A 17,450-nucleotide genomic window follows, 5' to 3' on the forward strand; every position below is an offset into this window, starting at 1 on the left:
TTGACATGAAGCGTAGGGATGCTATTCAGGATGCGATCTTTCGGCTGGAAGGTGGCTTACTGCCGGCTGACCTGTTCAACCAGCTGGATGCTCTGCAGCTGCCTGGCCAGAAACCAGGCGACTATCAGATACCCAAAGGGTTAACGCTTCGTGACGAGATAGGCCGCTATTGGCGTATCGCTCAGGCCCAGTGGGCCAGTTTCGATAAACAGCGCCAGCGTGAAGACCTAGCCGACCCTATCGCGACTGCTCAATCCTGGATGCACTATCTGCTCGTTCAGGTATTTGGCTTTACTGATTTACATGAATGCAAACACGCCCGCGTTATTGGCGAACGCCACTTCCCTATCACACACTTCGCCTTTGGGGGCGCTGTGCCGCTGGTGATTTGTGCGCCGGGGGAAAAGCCCTTGGATACTGCCCTACCTCGCTTTGGGCATGAGGGGCGAAAACGTAGCCCCACCGGGCTTGTTCAAGAGTACTTGAACGCGACAGATGAAGCGTTGTGGGGCATCGTCAGTGATGGGCAGCGCCTGCGCATTCTGCGAGATAACCCTTCAATGACGCGCCCGGCTTATATCGAGATTGAACTTGCCACGCTATTTACGGAAGAGCGACTGCCTGATTTTCGCCGTCTCTGGCTACTGCTGCACGCCAGTAGGTTTGCTTCACAAGACGATATAGATACCGCACACGCACAACCTAACCACTGCTGGCTGGAAAAGTGGCGTGAGCAGGCCGAAGAACAAGGCGAAAGGTTGCTTGATAAGCTGCGTTTGGGCGTTACCGATGCTCTTAAAGCCCTCGGCAGCGGTTTTCTCGCTCACCCAGAAAATGTCGCTCTGCGCCAGCAATTCAGTAACGGCTCGCTCGATGCCCACGCTTACTATCAAGAACTTTTGCGCCTTGTGTATCGACTGCTGTTTCTACTGCGTGCCGAAGCTCGCCATTTGCTCCACCCAGCCGATAGCAATCCACTGGCCATTGAGCGCTATCGCGAAGGATACAGCCTGGAAACCTTGCGCCAAGCTGCGCGCAAAACCCATCGTTTTGAAGCGCGCCATCATGACCTCTGGGTCACGTTACAGCACTCACTCGCTGGGCTCGCGAATGGCCAACCCCTGCTAGCGTTACCGCCGCTAGGTGGGCTGTTTGGTGACGAACAGTGCCCGCATCTAGATGCTTGCCAGCTAGATAACCGTGCGCTGTTGACTGCCATTCGCGCCTTAACTTGGCACCGCAGTGATACCACCCAAACCCTGGTAGCGACCGACTACGCCAACATGGATGCCGAAGAGTTAGGCTCTGTCTACGAGGCCCTGTTGGAGCTGGTGCCTGCCATCAGTGAAAACCCGTGGCAATTCCGCTTTGTCGGCTTAGACGACGGCGAAACCACTGCAGGCAACCTGCGCAAACTAACCGGCTCTTACTACACACCGGATGTGCTGGTGCAATCGCTTATCGAGTCCACCTTAAAACCGGTGATTGCCCAGCGGCTGAAAGATAACCACCACCAGCCCCGCGATGCTCTTTTGAGTATGCGCATTATCGATCCGGCCTGTGGCTCAGGCCACTTCCTGCTGGCAGCTACCCGTACCCTGGCGCGTGAAGTTGCCCAGCTGGACGCCGAAGAGAGCGAGCCCACACCCGAACAGTTCCAGCATGCCCTGCGCGACGTGGTGCAGCACTGCATTTTTGGGGTGGATGTCAATCCCATGGCAATCGAGCTGTGCCGCACCGCATTATGGATGGAGGCGCTCGAACCCGGCAAACCATTGACATTTTTAGAAAGCCATATCCAAGCGGGAAATGCGCTAGTGGGCGTGTTCGACACAGCGGTACTAGAGAACGGCATCCCTCAAGAAGCCTTCGATGCCATCGAAGGCGACGACAAGGAGCTGCTCAAGGGGCTGCGTAAGAGCAACAAGGCCATGGCCGACACTCTGGCGGTGGATCTGCGCATCAACAGCCGCCAGCTCGCAGCTGTAGAAGAACTCTCGGAGGAGTCTCTGGAGGAGATCGCCGAAAAGCGACAGCGCTGGGAGGCAGCCCAGGAGAGCCCCGAAGCCCGCCGTGCCCGTCTACTTCAGGATCTCTGGACAGCGGCCTTTTTCATTCCCAAAAATGCCAGTTTTAAAGATCGCATCATCACTAACGAGGCGCTAATGGCCGCCAACCGTGATGAGCTCGACCCGCGCATTGAAGCTGAAGTTCGCCTGCGCGCCGAGCAGAACCGCTTTTTCCACTGGCAACTGCAGTTCCCGGAGGTATTCGATCGCGAATCGCCGGGCTTCGATGTGGTACTGGGCAACCCGCCCTGGGAGCGCATCAAGCTACAGGAGAAGGAGTTCTTTGCCGTGCGTGCCCCAGAAATTGCTGAGGCACGAAATGCCGCCGCCCGTGGCCGAATGATCCAAGCACTCGCTGATAGCGAAAGTCCCGCAGAGCTCCAGCTCTACACTGACTTCCAGCTGTCCCGACACGCCGCCGAAGCCTCCAGCCAGTTCGTACGCAAGGGCGGGGGCTTCCCACTCACCGGCACTGGCGACGTCAACCTCTATGCACTTTTTGCCGAGCTGGCGCTCAAGCTGATTGGGCACGGCAGCCGTGCCGGCATCATCGTACCTACCGGCATCGCCACCGACGACAGCACCAAGGCCTACTTCGATGCGCTAGGCACTGGCCATCGCCTAGCCAGCCTTTACGACTTCGAAAACCGAGAAGGCCTGTTTCAGGGCGTCCATCGCAGCTACAAGTTCTCGCTATTGACCATCGCCGACCAGGTGGAATTTGCCGATCTAATGTTCTTCGCCACCCGCATTGAACATTTACATGATCAAGATCGCCACTTCCAGCTCACCCCGGAAGACTTCGTATTAATCAATCCGAATACCCGCACCTGCCCGGTATTTCGCTCTAAGCACGATGCTGAGCTGACAAAAAAAATCTACTCCAGATCCAAAGTATTAGTTAAAGAGACGACTTCAGGAGAGTTAAACCCGTGGGGAATCAAAGTAAAAACCAGACACTTCCACATGGCGGAAGACAGTCATCTACTAAAGACATCTAATAGTTTATTCAGTGAAGTCTCACAAAAGGATAACCTTCATACTATTGCCAAAGAGCTAAATCACGTTCCGCTCTATGAGGCAAAAATGGTGCATCATTTTGACCATAGATTTTCTACTTATAATTTTTCTGGAGAAACTGCAAGAGATATATATATACAAGAAAAGAAAAATGCAGACTACTTGCCAATACCACGCTACTGGCTGGAGAAAGCAGAAGTAATCTTGCGCACCGCAGATCTTCCAAAAGACTTGCAAACCAGCTTCAGACGCGAAGACACTGAAAAGCTGGAAAAAGAACTACGAAAATGGCTCGCGGGTCTGCTCCTGATTCGTGGCAAAAAAGAACGCGCTGCCCTAATACTGGGTAAACAGGTGGTCAAGAAGGGTTCGAACGGAAATCTCTTCGTAGAGAGCGAGGAGACTAAGGCTGGCCTAGAATCCAGAGCACTCGCCGAACAGCACCCTATGCAAGATGAGGAGCTAACAGGTTGGCTTCATCACTTCGACTCTGGAAATGATGCATTCTCTATAATCGATAAGCTGTTACCAAACCGATGCCCAAAATATTTACTTGGTTACCGTGGAATCTGTCGATCAACCGATGAGAGGACAGCTATAGTTAGTTTAATCCCTTTATCAGGGGCATCGAATAGCCTTCCCATCTTCTTTTTTCCCATTACAATAAGCACTCCGCTCATAGCGGCACTCCAGGCTAATCTCTCCTCGCTGACGCTAGATTTTGTAGCACGCCATAAAATTGGCGGCGCAAACATGAGCTTCTTTATCATTAAACAACTTCCAGTATTATCACCTGACTCTTACAATAAAGAGCACCTAGACTTTATCATTCCTCGCTTGCTGGAATTGACTTACACCAGCCATGATCTGACGCCTTTCGCCCGAGATCTCGGCTACGAGGGCGCGCCCTTCGGCTGGGAGCCAGAGCGCCGCCACCAGCTACGCTGTGAACTCGACGCCTACTACGCACACCTCTATAGCCTCACCCGCGACGAGCTGCGCTATATCCTCGACCCGGCTGATGTCATGGGACCGGATCACCCCTCTGTCACCTTCCCCGGCCTCAAGCGTAAAGAAATCGCCAATTTTGGCGAATACCGCACCCAGCGCCAGGTACTAGAGGCGTTTGATGTTCTGGCCATCCAATTTGCGAACGACGAGGAAGTCTTGGCATGAGTCGCTATAGCCACAAACACGAGACAACGCACCTGCTCGCCGCTGCCGAGCGCTGGAAGGAAAACTGCCTTCTTCAAAATGGCAGCCTCTTCAGCGATACAAGACTCTGGATCCTCGACAACCTTGAGGAGCTGAACCGCAGTTTCATCCAGAACCCCATAGAGGGAGGAGACAGCTTCGTACACAAGCTGTCGCTTCAGCTGGCCGATACCTCCCCACAGGCCATCCAGCTGATGGCCGAACTCAACTGGCTATTGTTGCTCTTCTCGAGCAATATCAAGCCCGACACAAAACGCCGCATGGTGAAGGAAATCTGGGAGCTGAGTGGTGAGCCCTTCCCCGAGCAGGCATCTGGACTCGACGACGAGAGCCTCGGCGGTGTGGGCAGCACAGGCACCGGCTTCAATACTCATCGCTGGCGCGAGTTGGTATTTCTGATCGACCTGCTGCGCGCTTTCAAGTCGCTCCCGGTCGATCAACAGCAGCGCCAGGCACAAGCTCCCTGGGCTTTTGCGGACTGGATGGCTAGCGTACGTCGCGACGGCAACCGCCAGCTGACACATATCCTCAACTACCTACTCTTTCCGGACAGCTTTGAGTACATATCCATCAGCCTCGACAAGGAGAAGATTTTAGAGGCCTTCGAAGGCCTCTCGAAGCACCGACTCCGCCAACTTTCAGAGCGCGAGATCGACCAGGCGCTACTAGCCCTGCGCCAGCGACTAGAGCAGGAACACGGCACCAAGGTGGACTTCTATGACACCCCCTGGCTAGAGCAGTGGCGCCCTACTCCCGGCACCTGGCTCATGGCCTGGAACCCCGAGCGTTGGCATTGGGAATCCTTTCAGGACGACCGTCTGAAAATCGCCAGTGGCGAGAACGTCACCATACCGTGGCGCACTGCCTCCACCCAGCTGCGCGAGGGCGATACTTTCTACCTGGTGCGAGTGGGGCAGGAACCGCGTGGTTTGATCGCTCGCGGGAACATAGCATCGGCCCCCTACGAGGATACCCATTACGACACCAATCGCGCCGCCAACGGCGATACCATACGACGCGTGGATATCACCCTGACTGACCTGCGCGACCCTAAGGTAGATGCCTATATCAGCATGGCTGACCTTCTAGGAGGTACGACCGATGGTCAAATATGGTCACCCCAAGGCTCTGGCATCGAGATCAAATCACTTTCGGCCAAGCTGGTCGGCAAGCTGTGGGAAAAACTGCCTAAGATAAAGGTATCTGCCGCCAGGCCCAGCACACCCAAACAACAGGCTATTCAGATCGCACGCCCTGTAAACATAATCTTTTACGGCCCACCCGGTACGGGCAAGACCTACCACTTGCACACCCATTTAATGCCCCGCTACGAGAGCCAGGCTAATCGAGCACCCACCGGCGAGTGGCTGGAGGAAGAGCTGGCGAACACTTCCTGGTGGGAGGCTATCGCCCTGGCACTTGCCGATCAGGGCGGTATCGCCACTGTTAATGAGCTTTTAATTCATCGTTTCTTCAAAGCTAAGGCCCGGGTACAAGGGCGGGCTAATAACCCTCATTTACGTCAGACCTGCTGGGGCGCATTACAGCAACACACGGTACTTGAATCGAAAACGGTTCAGACTGCCGCCGAGAAGCGAATTTCACCACTGATATTCGACAAACAAAATGGCCGCTGGATCTTGACCGGCGAATGGGACGAAGCCGGTGAAGGGCTACGCGAGAAGCTAGCACAACTCCAGGAGGGTCCCGCCAGTGATGACGCCCGCATTAAACGCCACTTAACGGTCACCTTCCACCAGTCCTATAGCTACGAAGACTTTGTGGAGGGGATACGCCCGCAGACTACCGAAGGTGGCGGTATAAGCTATGAGGTTCGCGACGGGCTATTCAAGACGTTCTGTCAGCGTGCCAGCCAAGACCCTGACCAGCGTTATGCGTTGTTCATCGATGAAATCAATCGCGGCAACATCTCACGTATTTTTGGCGAACTAATCACTCTGATCGAGCCTGACAAGCGTGCTTGGTGGGATCCTGGAAGCCACTTGGTTGAGGGAATCGAGCTGGTACTGCCCTATTCCGGTGAGCGCTTCGGTGTGCCCAAGAACCTTGATATCTACGCCACCATGAACACCGCTGACCGCTCCATCGCCTTGATGGATGCCGCTCTGCGCCGACGCTTTCACTTTCAGGAGCTGATGCCGGAGCCCATGCGAATTCCTGGCAGCCAAGGAGACGGCTATATCCCCGATGGCGAGGGCGAGCTACTTAACCTGCGCGCCCTGCTACAAGCCATCAACCTACGCCTGCGCTACCTATTGCACCGCGACCAAACCTTCGGGCACGCTTATTTCACGGAGGTGAAGGATCTCGACGCTCTGCGCCGGGTCATGGTATACGACATCATCCCTATGTTGGCAGAGTATTTCTACGACGACTGGCGCCAGATCCGCCGCGTTCTTGCCGATGAAGGCGCTAACAGTGAACAGCAGCTAATTACCGCTACCATTCTTGACCCAACCCAACTCTTCCCGGGTAGCGATGACCTGATGCTTGAGAGGCCCGACTATCAAGTCAAAGCACCTAATGAGATCACCGCTGATGCCATCAAAAAAATCTATGAGTCGCTGGAAGGCGAAGCATGAGGCAGTTGACCGCCATTGAACATGGCTGGCTGGAGATCGGCGAGGGGCACTCTCTATCGCCACTTGAGGCTGAGGCGCTGGCCACGGTTGAGAGCATGCTCCCGCCCGGCTGCTTACAGTGGGGTCACCGGCGAGTTAAGTTTACCCAGTTCTGCGGTGTCGTCCAGGTGGACGGACTCCAGATGGAGGTGCTGCCCAAACTGACTCCCTACCAGACCGAAGCCCAGCAACGCAACACCCTACTAACCATGCTCGCTTACGCCGGCGACTTGGTGGGAGTGGATACCCTGGGCGCAGGGCTGGCGACCAGCCAAACCACCCTGCTGGACCTGTTCATAAGTCATTTCGCCCGGCTGTTAGAACGCCAGTTGCAGCAGGGCCTGCTACGCGACTACCGGGACATTGACGACACTCTGGATCAGGTGCGTGGACGCATTGATCTGGTGCGCCAGCAACGCGAGAACCTCTTCAAGCCACAGCGGCTGGCCTGTCGGTACAGCGAATTGGTCGCTGATATTCCGGTTAACCGCTTGCTGCACAGCGCTCTGCGGCTAGTGATCCCCCTCTGCACCAGCCCCCTGCTGGCTCAGCAGCTTCATGCGCTGCGCATGCGTTTCGGTCACGTCGGTACCTTGGCGTTCCAAGAGCGAGGACCCGCGGTCGATCAACTCAACAGGATGCAGACTCGCTACGCCCCGCTGGTCGCTCTGGCTCACCTATTTCTGGATGGACAGTTTCTCGATGCTCGCTCCGGAAGCCAGCAAGCCTTCAGCCTGCTCTTCGACATGAACCGTCTATTTGAGCGCTACACGGCTAACCGTTTAAGGCCGCTCGCTCGCCGCCATGGGCTTCGGCTTGTAGAGCAGCGACCTAGGCGTTACCTCGCCAGTGACGAGCACGGCAAAGGCCGAGTACTCATGCGTCCTGATATCGCGCTTCTCGATAAAAATCAGCGCCCCGTGACTATCTTGGATACCAAGTGGAAGCGTTTGCCTAATCAGGATCCACTCTCGTCACTCTCCGCCGCAGACCTCTATCAAGTCAACGCCTACGCCAGCACCTACGGTTGTGCCACAGTAGGGCTACTCTACCCGGAGCAAACATTTTTACCTGCAGGTAAGACGTACTCATTGCAATTGTCAGGCTCCGTCAACTGCAATGTGTTACTGCAATCCGTCGCTGTTGATGGAAAACCAGTGGATATAGTGATTGAGGCAAAGTAAGGGTCACTCATTTCAATAGGCTTGGAAAAACGCTGAAACGCGAATGTTCTGTGCAATCACCAAAGGATATAAAGTTGTAGTACTACTCAATCAGAGGGTGACGTCGGGGGAGTCGTTGCGCTAGTTGCGGTAGATGCATATTGTGTTACTGTAATACAATGTGGGTGTGCATGACTGGTGAAAATGGCACCAGACACCAGCCCACGTGCAGTTGCTCCCAAATAATTTTCCAATAACAGGAGTGCTTTATGATCCGCACTACAAACCTCATCACCGCTGGAGCCGTCGCTGCCTTCGGCCTCACTGCCTGGTCGGGCGTCGTCGTCGCCAGTGACAGCCACACCATCAAATTCGGGAATGTGATCTCGGCTGGTGACACACAAAACCAGGGTTACGAACTGTTCGCTGAGCAGGTGGCCGAACGTACCGACGGGCGAATTACGGTCGAGGTGTACCCCGATAGTCAGCTCGGTGGTGAACGGGAAATGATCGAAGCTACCCAGTTCGGCGATATTGAGATGACAGCGCCTTCGGTCGGTGTGCTTGCTAATTTCGACAAGTCACTCCAGGTCTTCGACTTTCCCTTCATATTTGAAGATGCCGAGACCGCCTATGAAGTACTTGACAGCGAACTCGGTGACGAAATGCTGGCAGGTCTGGCCGACAGCGGCTTGATCGCGCTCGGCTGGGGAGAGAATGGTTTCCGTAATCTGGCCATGACAGATGGCACGGTTCGAGTCCCTGAGGATATGGAAGGCGTCAAACTGCGTACCATGCAGGTGCCAATGCACATTGCTTACTGGGAGAGCGTCGGTGCGGCGCCCACTCCCCTCTCCTTTCCCGAGGTTTTTACCTCCTTGCAACAGGGAGTCGTGGATGGTGTTGAGAACCCTTACGAACTTCTCTACTCTGCTCGCTTGACCGAGCCTGCGAGCTACCTGACCGAAACCCGGCACATTTATGATCCTGAAGTCCTGCTCATCAACAAGGATTTCTATGAAAGTCTGTCCGACGAGGATCAGGAAATCATTCAGTCTGCAGCGGATGCAGCGATCGACAAAATTCGCTCGCTCAAGAAAACCGTGAGTGATGAGATCCGTGCCGAGATTGAGGCCGCAGGCGGCACAGTCACTGACCTGACGGAAGAAGAGCGGCAAGCATGGATTGACTCTGCTGTTCCGTTCTATGCAGATAACGCTTCTGAAGTGGATACAGACAAGCTTAAAGCGATACTGGAAGCGGCAGGCAATACCAGCTTTCTTGAAGCTATTCAGTAATTTAGGCTGAAAGTGCCCCTATCTGAGTCAACAAGGCTTGGGTGGGGGCTCGTTGTCTTTGTCGCAGAATGGATGATAACCCCATGCTGAAGTGGATATATTCACATTTCGACGATCACATAGAAACCTACTTAGCCACAATAGCCCTAGTCGTGTTTGCATCCTTGGTGATTTATCAGGTCGTGATGCGCTACTTCTTTAACAGTCCATCCTCATGGTCTGAAGAGATTGCGCGCTATGCTCTCGTCTGGTTCGTCTATTTGAGTGGAAGTTATGCCATCAAATATCAGCGACATGTAAGATTTGGTGTTGTAGTCGATCTGATCGGCAAAAAAATGCCATTCGTGCAACGGATTATTCGCCTTTTCGTATTTATTACCTGGCTAGCCTTTCTTATCTACATGTTCACTCTGTCGATTGAGATGGTCAGGAGGCAAATGATTACTGGGCAGTTGTCCCCAGGTTCACAGATTCCCATGTATCTCGTGTATGTAGGGCTTCCCCTTGGCCTATCCCTAATGTCGTTTCGGGTGTTGCAGCATATGGTGCGTTCACTCATCGATCTCATTCGGAACCCCTGGGCACCTATTCCTCCATCACAGCCCGAAGGTGATTAAGACATGGGCATCAGTATTCTGGCAATAAGCTTTATCGTGCTTCTCATCATGGGCATGCCAGTTGCCTTTGCGCTTGGCATTTCCTCTATGCTCTCGGTAATCATTACTGAGGTCGTTCCTGTCAACTATCTCACGCAAACGATGTTTGGAGCTGTTGACTCATACTCGTTGCTTGCGGTACCTCTCTTCGTATTATCCGGCGTCATTATGGAGTATGGGGGGCTCTCCAAAAGACTGATTGATGCTGCCAAGGCATTTGTTGGTCATATCACCGGTGGATTGCCGGCCGTTACCTTGCTGGGAACCACCGTTTTTGCCATGTTGAGTGGCTCTGGTCCGGCAACGGTTGCCGCTATCGGTGGCATCATGATCCCTGCGATGATCCGGGAAGGATACGGTCGAGGCTTTAGTGCTGGCATACTGGCGACTAGTGGGGGTGTGGGCATTGTGATCCCACCCAGCATTCCGCTCATCATATACGGAATAACCACGAACACTTCTATTGGTGACCTTTTTCTTGCCGGCCTCATTCCCGGTATTGTCATCGTACTGACTCTCTATATCGTTAGTCGTTACATCTGTAAGAAAAAGGGCTACGGAATCAAGTCACCCAAAGCGAACTGGGGTGAACGTCGCAAAGCGATATGGCGAGCTAAGTGGACGCTGATGATGCCTTTGGTGGTGTTGGGCGGCATTTATGGCGGTGTGTTCACTCCGACTGAGGCATCGGGTATTGCCGTGGCCTACAGTCTGGTTCTTGCAATACTGTATCGTGAGGCTCAGATATCACAGATACCTTTGATGCTGAAAACCACATTCCTCATTTCTGGAATGATTCTGGTGATCATCGCTACTGCGTCTACTTATGCCAGAATCTTGACGCTTGAACGCATCCCCACACTTATTGCCAGCTTTCTCGGTGCGCTGCCTGTACCGTTCTGGATTGTTCTCGCAGTGATCGTTCTGCTGTTGCTCTTCGTTGGAATGTTTATGGAGACCATAGCGGGTATTATCCTTCTGGCTCCCATTCTCGTTCCGGTGGTTATGCAGATGGGAATGGACCCAGTTCATTTCGGCATTGTAATGATCATGGCGTCAATGATTGGGTTTGCCACTCCACCAGTGGGTGACAACCTCAATGTGGCCAGTGCCATTAGCGGCTTGTCGATCGAAAAAGTGAGCATAGCGGCGCTGCCGTTCGTGGCGGCTCTTGTTGCTATCCTGTTCCTGGTGGCTTATGTGCCACAGATATCTCTCTTCTTACCCAATTTGTTGGGATAACGTATTTTTGGTGAACGTGGTTGGTCGTCGTCGGCATCCGTTCGGCGTCCAGCACTCCCTTAGTGTGGTGGTGTACGGTCTTGCCCAACTGGGCCGGTTTCAAGCGGTCGTGGCCTCGATATGCATACACAGCTAGGTTCGCGACCGACGCATGACCGGCTCGGGCAGGAAGAGGAAATGGATAGACTCAAACTCGCGAAGGGCCGCTGGCCATGGCTGAGTTATGAGTTGTGGTGCCTTGTTTAGGGTCAAGAATGGAGAAGAGCGGGCTTGCCCTTTCCATGAAGCCGATATCCACACTGGTTTTCCCATCGACCACTAGTTGGCAACCGATCTCGCCGATGGCGGGAGAGACACGGAAGCCATGTCCCGAGAACCCTGTCATGATAATGACATTCGGATTCTCTACATGTGGGCGGATATACTCGAGCATTGAGCGCGTATAGCTTTCGACATACGTTTCGACACGGTAGGGTCGGCGGCTGAGCCACGGCAGCATTCCCTCGCGAATCCATTCGAACTTGTTCAGCTCCGCCGCGAGCTCAGCTCCTTCAAGCTGTCGAGGTAGCGTGTCGGCATCGCCAGTGACGTAATGATCATTGAACCCAAGCCCGAGCTTGATTGAGCGCCGATCCTGGCTGGGAATACCATAGCAGTATTGAGGAGCCGTCCTCAGGAATGGTGGCAGGTCAATGAAGTCGTCTTGGCGTGCATTAAACCACAATGAGGTCAAGCGTCTTGTCACCACCTCGTCCTGGATATGGGGCACCAGTTTCGAGGTCCAACCGCCACAACACATCACCACCCGATCGAATGTCTGCTTACCAGACGGTGAGAGTACGCTGACCGTGGAACCTGTAACATCTAGCGCTGTGACAGGGTTAAATTCATGAACGATTGCGCCGTTTCGACGGGCCAGTTCAACGGTGACTTCCACTGTACGCTCTGGCCGAATGACGGCCCCATTGATGTCCCAGAGACCGAAGGAATGATCATCGAACGCAAAGTGGGGAAAGCGCCTACACAGTGCGGATGTCTCCAGGAGCTCTACGGGTACTTCTAGTGCTTTGGCGGAGTTGAGCGCGCACTGCATCTGGGCGTCTTGCTCTCCACCGTATATCAGCACGCCAGTAGGATCGCGCAGCGTCTGGCCGCTAGAGGCTTCCAGCTCACGCCATGCCACCGCGGCACGCTCGATCAGGGGGACGTAGGCAGGCTCGGTCATCTCTAGGTTCCAGAAGAGCCGGCTCTCTCCTCCAACACCCGCTGAAGGGTGGCCGGGGTACTCCTTATCGAAGCCATGCACCTCGACTCCGTCAACGCGGCTTAACTGCCAAAGTACCTGCGCGCCGATGGCTCCTAGTCCGATGACCGCAACTCTCATTTTTCCGCTTCCTTTTTAGAGGTCTGGGCACTTTGATTACCGGACTGAGATTCGCGTTGCGCTTGTATCGCCCGCTTGATGAACGCTTCTGACTCTTCTATATGGATGCGGCTAGCTTTTGCGGCCATGTCAGGATCTCCAGTACGAAGGGCATCCAACAGTTCCCGGTGCTCCTGAGCAATTACCTGGGGTGAAGAGTTTCCCGAGCGGTAATAGGAGAGAGCCAGACGTTTTTCGGCCGAAATGCTGCGATAGAATCGCTGCAGGCGTGGACTGTCGGTGGCTTCAATAAGAGCTTGATGGAACTGAAAGTCAAGCTTCAAGACTTCGTCCCAGTCGTTGCCATCACATAGCACTTCCATGAACCGTACAGCGCTCTCGGCGCTTTTGGGAACTGTCTTTCGTGATGCGAGGATGCGAGCTGTTTCAATCTCGAGTAGTCGGCGTGCAGCAAAAAGGTCGTGAAGATCATCTTCCGAGAACTGTGGAACGTATACGCTCTTGTTGGGCTCACGCCGAAGGATGCCATCATGTATCAGCACCACGACCGCAGAGCGGATCGTTTGCCGAGGTACTTGGTAGCGGTCCGCGAGTTGCGATTCCACCAGCACGTCACCGGGACGAAAGGTACCATCGAAAATCGCCTCACTGAGTTGCTCGGCAACCGCATCCACGACTGAGATAGTGCGAAGCTTAGGTGTACTCATGGGGGGTGGGAGATACCTTGAGTTGGGGAACTAGGGTGGGTTGCCAATCCCTTTAGCCGGTAGTGGCGCGATCTCCCTTCTCCTGTTTCCTGTTTCCTGGGTGAATGAAACATGATGATACCGGGCCTGAGTATCGCCTTGCATCCATGTAATCCTATGCAGGGTACCCGGGAAGAACAAGGTCCTGATGGTAGTCAGGACCTTGTTCACGGGAAGTGCTTACACGGTGGGTCGCCGCGCTATATTGTAGTAACGAATCTCCTGGTACTCTTCTAGCCCTTCGTGGCTGCCTTCGCGGCCAAGACCGGACTGCTTCATGCCACCAAACGGCGCAGCCGGATTGGAGGGTACCCCGTTGTTGATGCCAACCAGCCCGGTTTCCAGTTCGTCGGCAACATTGAGTGCACGGTCGAGGTTTTCTGTGAAAACGTAGCCGGCCAGCCCGAACGGCGTATCGTTTGCTCGCGATACCACCTCTTCCTGCGTTGAGAAGCGGGAAATGGCCGCGATGGGGCCGAAGATTTCTGTGTTCGCGATTTTGGCCTCAGCTGGCACGTTATCGAGCACGGTCGGGGCAAAGAAGTAGCCGTTGCCTTCAGGGGCTTGTCCTCCGGTGCGCAGATCGGCACCGTGCGCAATGGCATCACTGACAAGAAGCTGAAAGTTGTTGACAGCATTACGGTTGATCACCGGCCCCAGACCAACTCCCTCGGCGATGGCATTGCCGACCACGACCTCTGACATCCGCTTGCTGAAGGCCTCGACGAAAGCGTCGGCAATGCCGTCTTGCACATAGAAGCGGTTTGCCGCCACGCAGGATTGCCCCCCATTGCGCAGTTTCGCCAGTATCGCCCCGTCCACGGCGCGCTCGAGGTCGGCGTCGTCGAAGACGATGAGCGGGGCGTTACCCCCTAGTTCCATCGAGCTCTTGACGATGTTTTTAGCCGCAAGCCCCATAAGAGTGCTGCCCACACTGGTGGAGCCGGTGAACGAAATCTTCCGGACCCGAGAGTCTGAGAGTACCGCTTCGCTGAAAGCGGCAGGGTTCGCTGTGGTGACCACGCGCATCAGCTCACGCGGCACGCCGGCTTCCGCCATCAGCTCGACGGTCAGCAGGGTGGTCAATGGAGTCAGGGCCGCTGGCTTGATCACGGATGCGCAACCGGTGGCAATTGCTGGAGCGATCTTGCGCGTGATCATCGCCATGGGGAAATTCCATGGCGCAATGAGCAGTGCCAGGCCCACAGGAGCGCGTCGTGTCAGTATCGTCGAGCCTCCAGCTGGATTCTCACGATACTCTCCGGCCGGGCGCAGCAACTCTTCGGCATACCACCGTACGTAATCGGCAGCATACTGCACCTCGCTTTGGGCCTCTGCCAACGGTTTTCCCATCTCGCGACTGATGACATAGGCCAGGCGCTGCTGGTTGGCGATAAGTACCGAATAAACGTTGTGAAGGGTATCGGAACGCAGCCGTGGCGTCGTCTTCGCCCAAGTGCGGCCCGCCTTGTCGGCTATCGCCACCTCAGCTAAGGCTTCCTGTGGCGTCATGCTGGGCAGGGTAGCGATGCGCTCCTCCGTGGAAGGGTCGAGGACGGCAAATTCCTTGTCGCCGGGCGCATGCTTGCTATAGCCGGGCAAGCTCTTCAGGGCTTCCTCGGAAGCGGCTAGGCGCTCCGCTGATGGGGTTGGTAGCTGCATGGTATTTCCCTCTCAGTTTTTTAGCTTATGCCGAGGCCCGGGCCTTGCCTGACCGAATGTCGTCAAGTACATGTCGAACTCCGTTGACGAGGTCGCGCACTTCCTGATCTGTAGTGATAAAGGGCGGACTGATCTGCACGGCGTTACCCCGCAACGGGCGAGTGATGAAGCCGAGGTCGATAATCTGGTCGGTGACCCATTCCGCCTGAACCTCATTATGCAGCTCGATTGCGCCCAGAAAGCCACCGACCCGTGTGGTTGCCACGAGCTCATGAGATTCGATTGCCGCGAGCTCACTGGCCAGTATTCGTTCAAGCGCTGCCGAGCGCTCCACCAAACCCTCGCGCTCAAGGATTTCAAGGTTTTTCATCGCTAAGACGGCGGTAACGGGATGGCCTGAATAAGTAGTGCCGTGGCGGTATACCGGTGAGGCGGCCCCCTGTTCAAAGAACGGTTGCCACACGCGGGGGGCAACGAATACCCCGCCCAGAGCGGCATAGCCGGAGGTTACGCCTTTAGCAAAAGTGATGATATCCGGCTGCAGCGCATAGCGGGATGAGGCAAACATAGTGCCGGTTCGCCCGAAGCCGGTGATCACCTCATCGGCGATAAACAGAATATTGTTCTCATGGCACAGCCGCTGAATTTCCGCGAAGTAGCCTTCGTGTGGGGGGTGCACCCCTCCGGTTCCCATCACTGGCTCTGCGATATAGGCAGCGATGTTTTCCGCACCGATACGTTCGATTGCCTCGGCAAAGGCCGCTGTGGAGTGCTTGTCGATCCGCTCGGTGCCATCGACCAGAGAATCCGAACCGTAACCTTCACGGTTAAAGTCGAGGCCGGCGACGCTGGTGCCATAAGCGTGGAGCCCATGGTAGGAGTGCTCCCGGCTGATGATGACCTTCTTCGATGTGCAGCCTACCTGGTTCCAGTAGCGGCGCGCCAACTTCAACGCCACGTCAATGGAATCAGAACCGCCGCTGTTCAAGATCACTTTGGCATCGTCGATGGGGGCCATGCTAACGAGCATTTCCGCAAGCTCTACGGCCCGGTTATTCGTGTAGCGACCGAACACATGGTAGGAGTCGAGCGTCTTCATCTGCTCGTAGGCAACTTTCGCCATCTCTTCGCGACCGTGGCCGATATTGGCATACCACAGAGAAGCGGTGCCATCGAAGAGTTTGGCGCCCGTATCCGTAGTGAGGTAGGAGCCTTTCGCGGAGACCACCTGGATCTGTCGGCCGATCACCGAGGGCATGTGTGCTTGCGCACTCCACAAAGCCGGAGTTGTCATTCTGTTACCTATCGGGATTGAACTGAGGTTAAAAAGATGATTGTACAACTGTTCTATACTAGCGACTGTACTATTGTATTACAATTTGCCTAGCACTACGACTTCCCAGATTCCCTTGATATAATGAGACATTTTACTTTTTGGTCACCTATCGGTGAAAAGCGTCCTCACAGGGATAATCGGCAATTCACGGTCGGAAAGCCCAACATATTGATGGTGGCTGACATTGCCTAGGGTCTGTTGACGTTTGGAGAGATAGTATTGGCAGGATAGGGGCAAACTCGCAGAATACAGGTTCCGACACCAAGAGACTGCGAGCTCGCCATGCCTAGACTGATGCTCAAGAATGAACACTGATTGAAGCTTAAACCTACCCTGCTTCAACAAAGTATCTATGACAAGCCTGACCTGCGATTAACGGGGGGGGTAGTCTTTACCGAATGCATACCGGTTGCCAGTAACGGGATTTACCCGACGACTTCGTGCACTGGAACATTGTCTATAAGCGCTTCAACGCCTAAAACGTGGTGGGCAAACTGGTGGCTGTTTTTAATCGATTAGTGGAAGACCCAGCTATTAAATGGCTCTTTATCGAAGACTTCTATAACAAGGTTCAGCAAGACAGCACAGGGGCAGCCACAGAGAAAGTAGAAGCCATTGGTAAAAGCCGCATGGGTAACAAGAGAAAAATTTAATTAGCCCATGGGTTACCAATTGCCTCCAGGATCACCGGAAGTGACGTCCATGACGGCACACAGGAGCAAGCGCTGATTGATGAGTCTTCAACAGGTGGAGCATTAGTGGCAGATAAAGGGGACGAAAGTGGGCGTACCCGTGAGCAGGTCAACGCCAACGGGATTAGCTTGGTGATCCCACGCAGGCGCAACTCAAAGATAGGAAATAGCTGTTTTGGCAGAGGGTTATATCGCTATCGTTATCTCGTAGAGAATGCATTTTCTCGATTGAAGCCGAATCGCGCCATAGCGACGCGCTACGACAAAGGCAGTGTCGCCCCCGGCCACCTAGAAAACTAGCGGAAAGTTGCTGGTTCCGAACACG

12 protein-coding genes are annotated in these 17,450 nt (G+C 54.6%); 8 read left to right on the forward strand and 4 right to left on the reverse strand.

Annotated elements, in window-relative coordinates:
• Positions 1–5 precede the first annotated feature (5 nt).
• The 6 genes from HALA3H3_RS05220 (at position 6) to HALA3H3_RS05245 (ending at position 11,305) form a co-directional block, all read left to right on the forward strand.
• The gene (locus tag HALA3H3_RS05220; RefSeq protein WP_022520252.1) at positions 6–4,265 is read left to right on the forward strand and encodes an Eco57I restriction-modification methylase domain-containing protein; all 4,260 of its coding nucleotides are present in this window, start codon (positions 6–8) and stop codon (positions 4,263–4,265) included.
• Positions 4,262–6,907: an McrB family protein gene (locus tag HALA3H3_RS05225; RefSeq protein ID WP_022520253.1), complete on the forward strand. Its 2,646-nt coding sequence runs from the start codon at positions 4,262–4,264 to the stop codon at positions 6,905–6,907. The genes HALA3H3_RS05220 and HALA3H3_RS05225 overlap by 4 nt, the downstream gene beginning before the upstream one ends.
• Positions 6,904–8,130: an McrC family protein gene (locus HALA3H3_RS05230; RefSeq protein WP_022520254.1), complete on the forward strand. Its 1,227-nt coding sequence runs from the start codon at positions 6,904–6,906 to the stop codon at positions 8,128–8,130. Before HALA3H3_RS05225 ends, HALA3H3_RS05230 begins: the two co-directional genes overlap by 4 nt.
• Before the next feature lie 248 nt (positions 8,131–8,378).
• Positions 8,379–9,407, forward strand: a complete 1,029-nt coding sequence (locus HALA3H3_RS05235; protein ID WP_022520256.1) for a TRAP transporter substrate-binding protein — start codon at positions 8,379–8,381, stop codon at positions 9,405–9,407.
• 83 nt (positions 9,408–9,490) lie between these two features.
• On the forward strand, positions 9,491–10,024 hold the full coding sequence (locus HALA3H3_RS05240; protein WP_022520257.1) for a TRAP transporter small permease: 534 nt from the start codon (positions 9,491–9,493) through the stop codon (positions 10,022–10,024).
• A gap of 3 nt (positions 10,025–10,027) precedes the next feature.
• Positions 10,028–11,305: a TRAP transporter large permease gene (locus HALA3H3_RS05245; RefSeq protein WP_022520258.1), complete on the forward strand. Its 1,278-nt coding sequence runs from the start codon at positions 10,028–10,030 to the stop codon at positions 11,303–11,305.
• Between the two features lie 187 nt (positions 11,306–11,492).
• On the opposite strand, the gene HALA3H3_RS05250 is transcribed toward HALA3H3_RS05245, so the two are convergent.
• The 4 genes from HALA3H3_RS05250 to HALA3H3_RS05265 form a co-directional block, all read right to left on the reverse strand.
• The gene (locus HALA3H3_RS05250; RefSeq protein WP_022520259.1) at positions 11,493–12,689 is read right to left on the reverse strand and encodes an FAD-dependent oxidoreductase; all 1,197 of its coding nucleotides are present in this window, start codon (positions 12,687–12,689) and stop codon (positions 11,493–11,495) included.
• Positions 12,686–13,396 (reverse strand): GntR family transcriptional regulator, encoded by a 711-nt coding sequence (locus tag HALA3H3_RS05255; RefSeq protein WP_022520260.1) that lies wholly within the window; start codon positions 13,394–13,396, stop codon positions 12,686–12,688. Before HALA3H3_RS05255 ends, HALA3H3_RS05250 begins: the two co-directional genes overlap by 4 nt.
• A 219-nt stretch (positions 13,397–13,615) precedes the next feature.
• Positions 13,616–15,097, reverse strand: coding sequence for an NAD-dependent succinate-semialdehyde dehydrogenase (locus tag HALA3H3_RS05260; RefSeq protein ID WP_022520261.1), 1,482 nt, complete (start codon positions 15,095–15,097; stop codon positions 13,616–13,618).
• A 25-nt stretch (positions 15,098–15,122) separates the two neighbouring features.
• Positions 15,123–16,391 (reverse strand): aminotransferase family protein, encoded by a 1,269-nt coding sequence (locus tag HALA3H3_RS05265; protein ID WP_022520262.1) that lies wholly within the window; start codon positions 16,389–16,391, stop codon positions 15,123–15,125.
• 524 nt (positions 16,392–16,915) lie between these two features.
• On the opposite strand from HALA3H3_RS05265, the gene HALA3H3_RS26905 reads away from it, so the two are divergent.
• Together HALA3H3_RS26905 and HALA3H3_RS25965 are read left to right on the forward strand one after the other, a co-directional pair.
• On the forward strand, positions 16,916–17,086 hold the full coding sequence (locus HALA3H3_RS26905) for a hypothetical protein (RefSeq protein ID WP_022520263.1): 171 nt from the start codon (positions 16,916–16,918) through the stop codon (positions 17,084–17,086).
• 30 nt (positions 17,087–17,116) lie between these two features.
• The gene (locus HALA3H3_RS25965) at positions 17,117–17,425 is read left to right on the forward strand and encodes a hypothetical protein (protein ID WP_238326117.1); all 309 of its coding nucleotides are present in this window, start codon (positions 17,117–17,119) and stop codon (positions 17,423–17,425) included.
• Positions 17,426–17,450: the final 25 nt, after the last annotated feature.

Origin of the sequence: Halomonas sp. A3H3 (genome assembly GCF_000982975.1) — a bacterium.
Classification (GTDB): Bacteria; Pseudomonadota; Gammaproteobacteria; order Pseudomonadales; family Halomonadaceae; genus Vreelandella; species Vreelandella titanicae.

Coding starts and splice junctions, on each gene's coding strand:
- HALA3H3_RS05220 (WP_022520252.1), top strand. CDS start 6: ATGAAGCGTAGGGATGCTATTCAGGATGCGATCTTTCGGCTGGAAGGT.
- HALA3H3_RS05225 (WP_022520253.1), top strand. CDS start 4,262: ATGAGTCGCTATAGCCACAAACACGAGACAACGCACCTGCTCGCCGCT.
- HALA3H3_RS05230 (WP_022520254.1), top strand. CDS start 6,904: ATGAGGCAGTTGACCGCCATTGAACATGGCTGGCTGGAGATCGGCGAG.
- HALA3H3_RS05235 (WP_022520256.1), top strand. CDS start 8,379: ATGATCCGCACTACAAACCTCATCACCGCTGGAGCCGTCGCTGCCTTC.
- HALA3H3_RS05240 (WP_022520257.1), top strand. CDS start 9,491: ATGCTGAAGTGGATATATTCACATTTCGACGATCACATAGAAACCTAC.
- HALA3H3_RS05245 (WP_022520258.1), top strand. CDS start 10,028: ATGGGCATCAGTATTCTGGCAATAAGCTTTATCGTGCTTCTCATCATG.
- HALA3H3_RS05250 (WP_022520259.1), bottom strand. CDS start 12,689: ATGAGAGTTGCGGTCATCGGACTAGGAGCCATCGGCGCGCAGGTACTT.
- HALA3H3_RS05255 (WP_022520260.1), bottom strand. CDS start 13,396: ATGAGTACACCTAAGCTTCGCACTATCTCAGTCGTGGATGCGGTTGCC.
- HALA3H3_RS05260 (WP_022520261.1), bottom strand. CDS start 15,097: ATGCAGCTACCAACCCCATCAGCGGAGCGCCTAGCCGCTTCCGAGGAA.
- HALA3H3_RS05265 (WP_022520262.1), bottom strand. CDS start 16,391: ATGACAACTCCGGCTTTGTGGAGTGCGCAAGCACACATGCCCTCGGTG.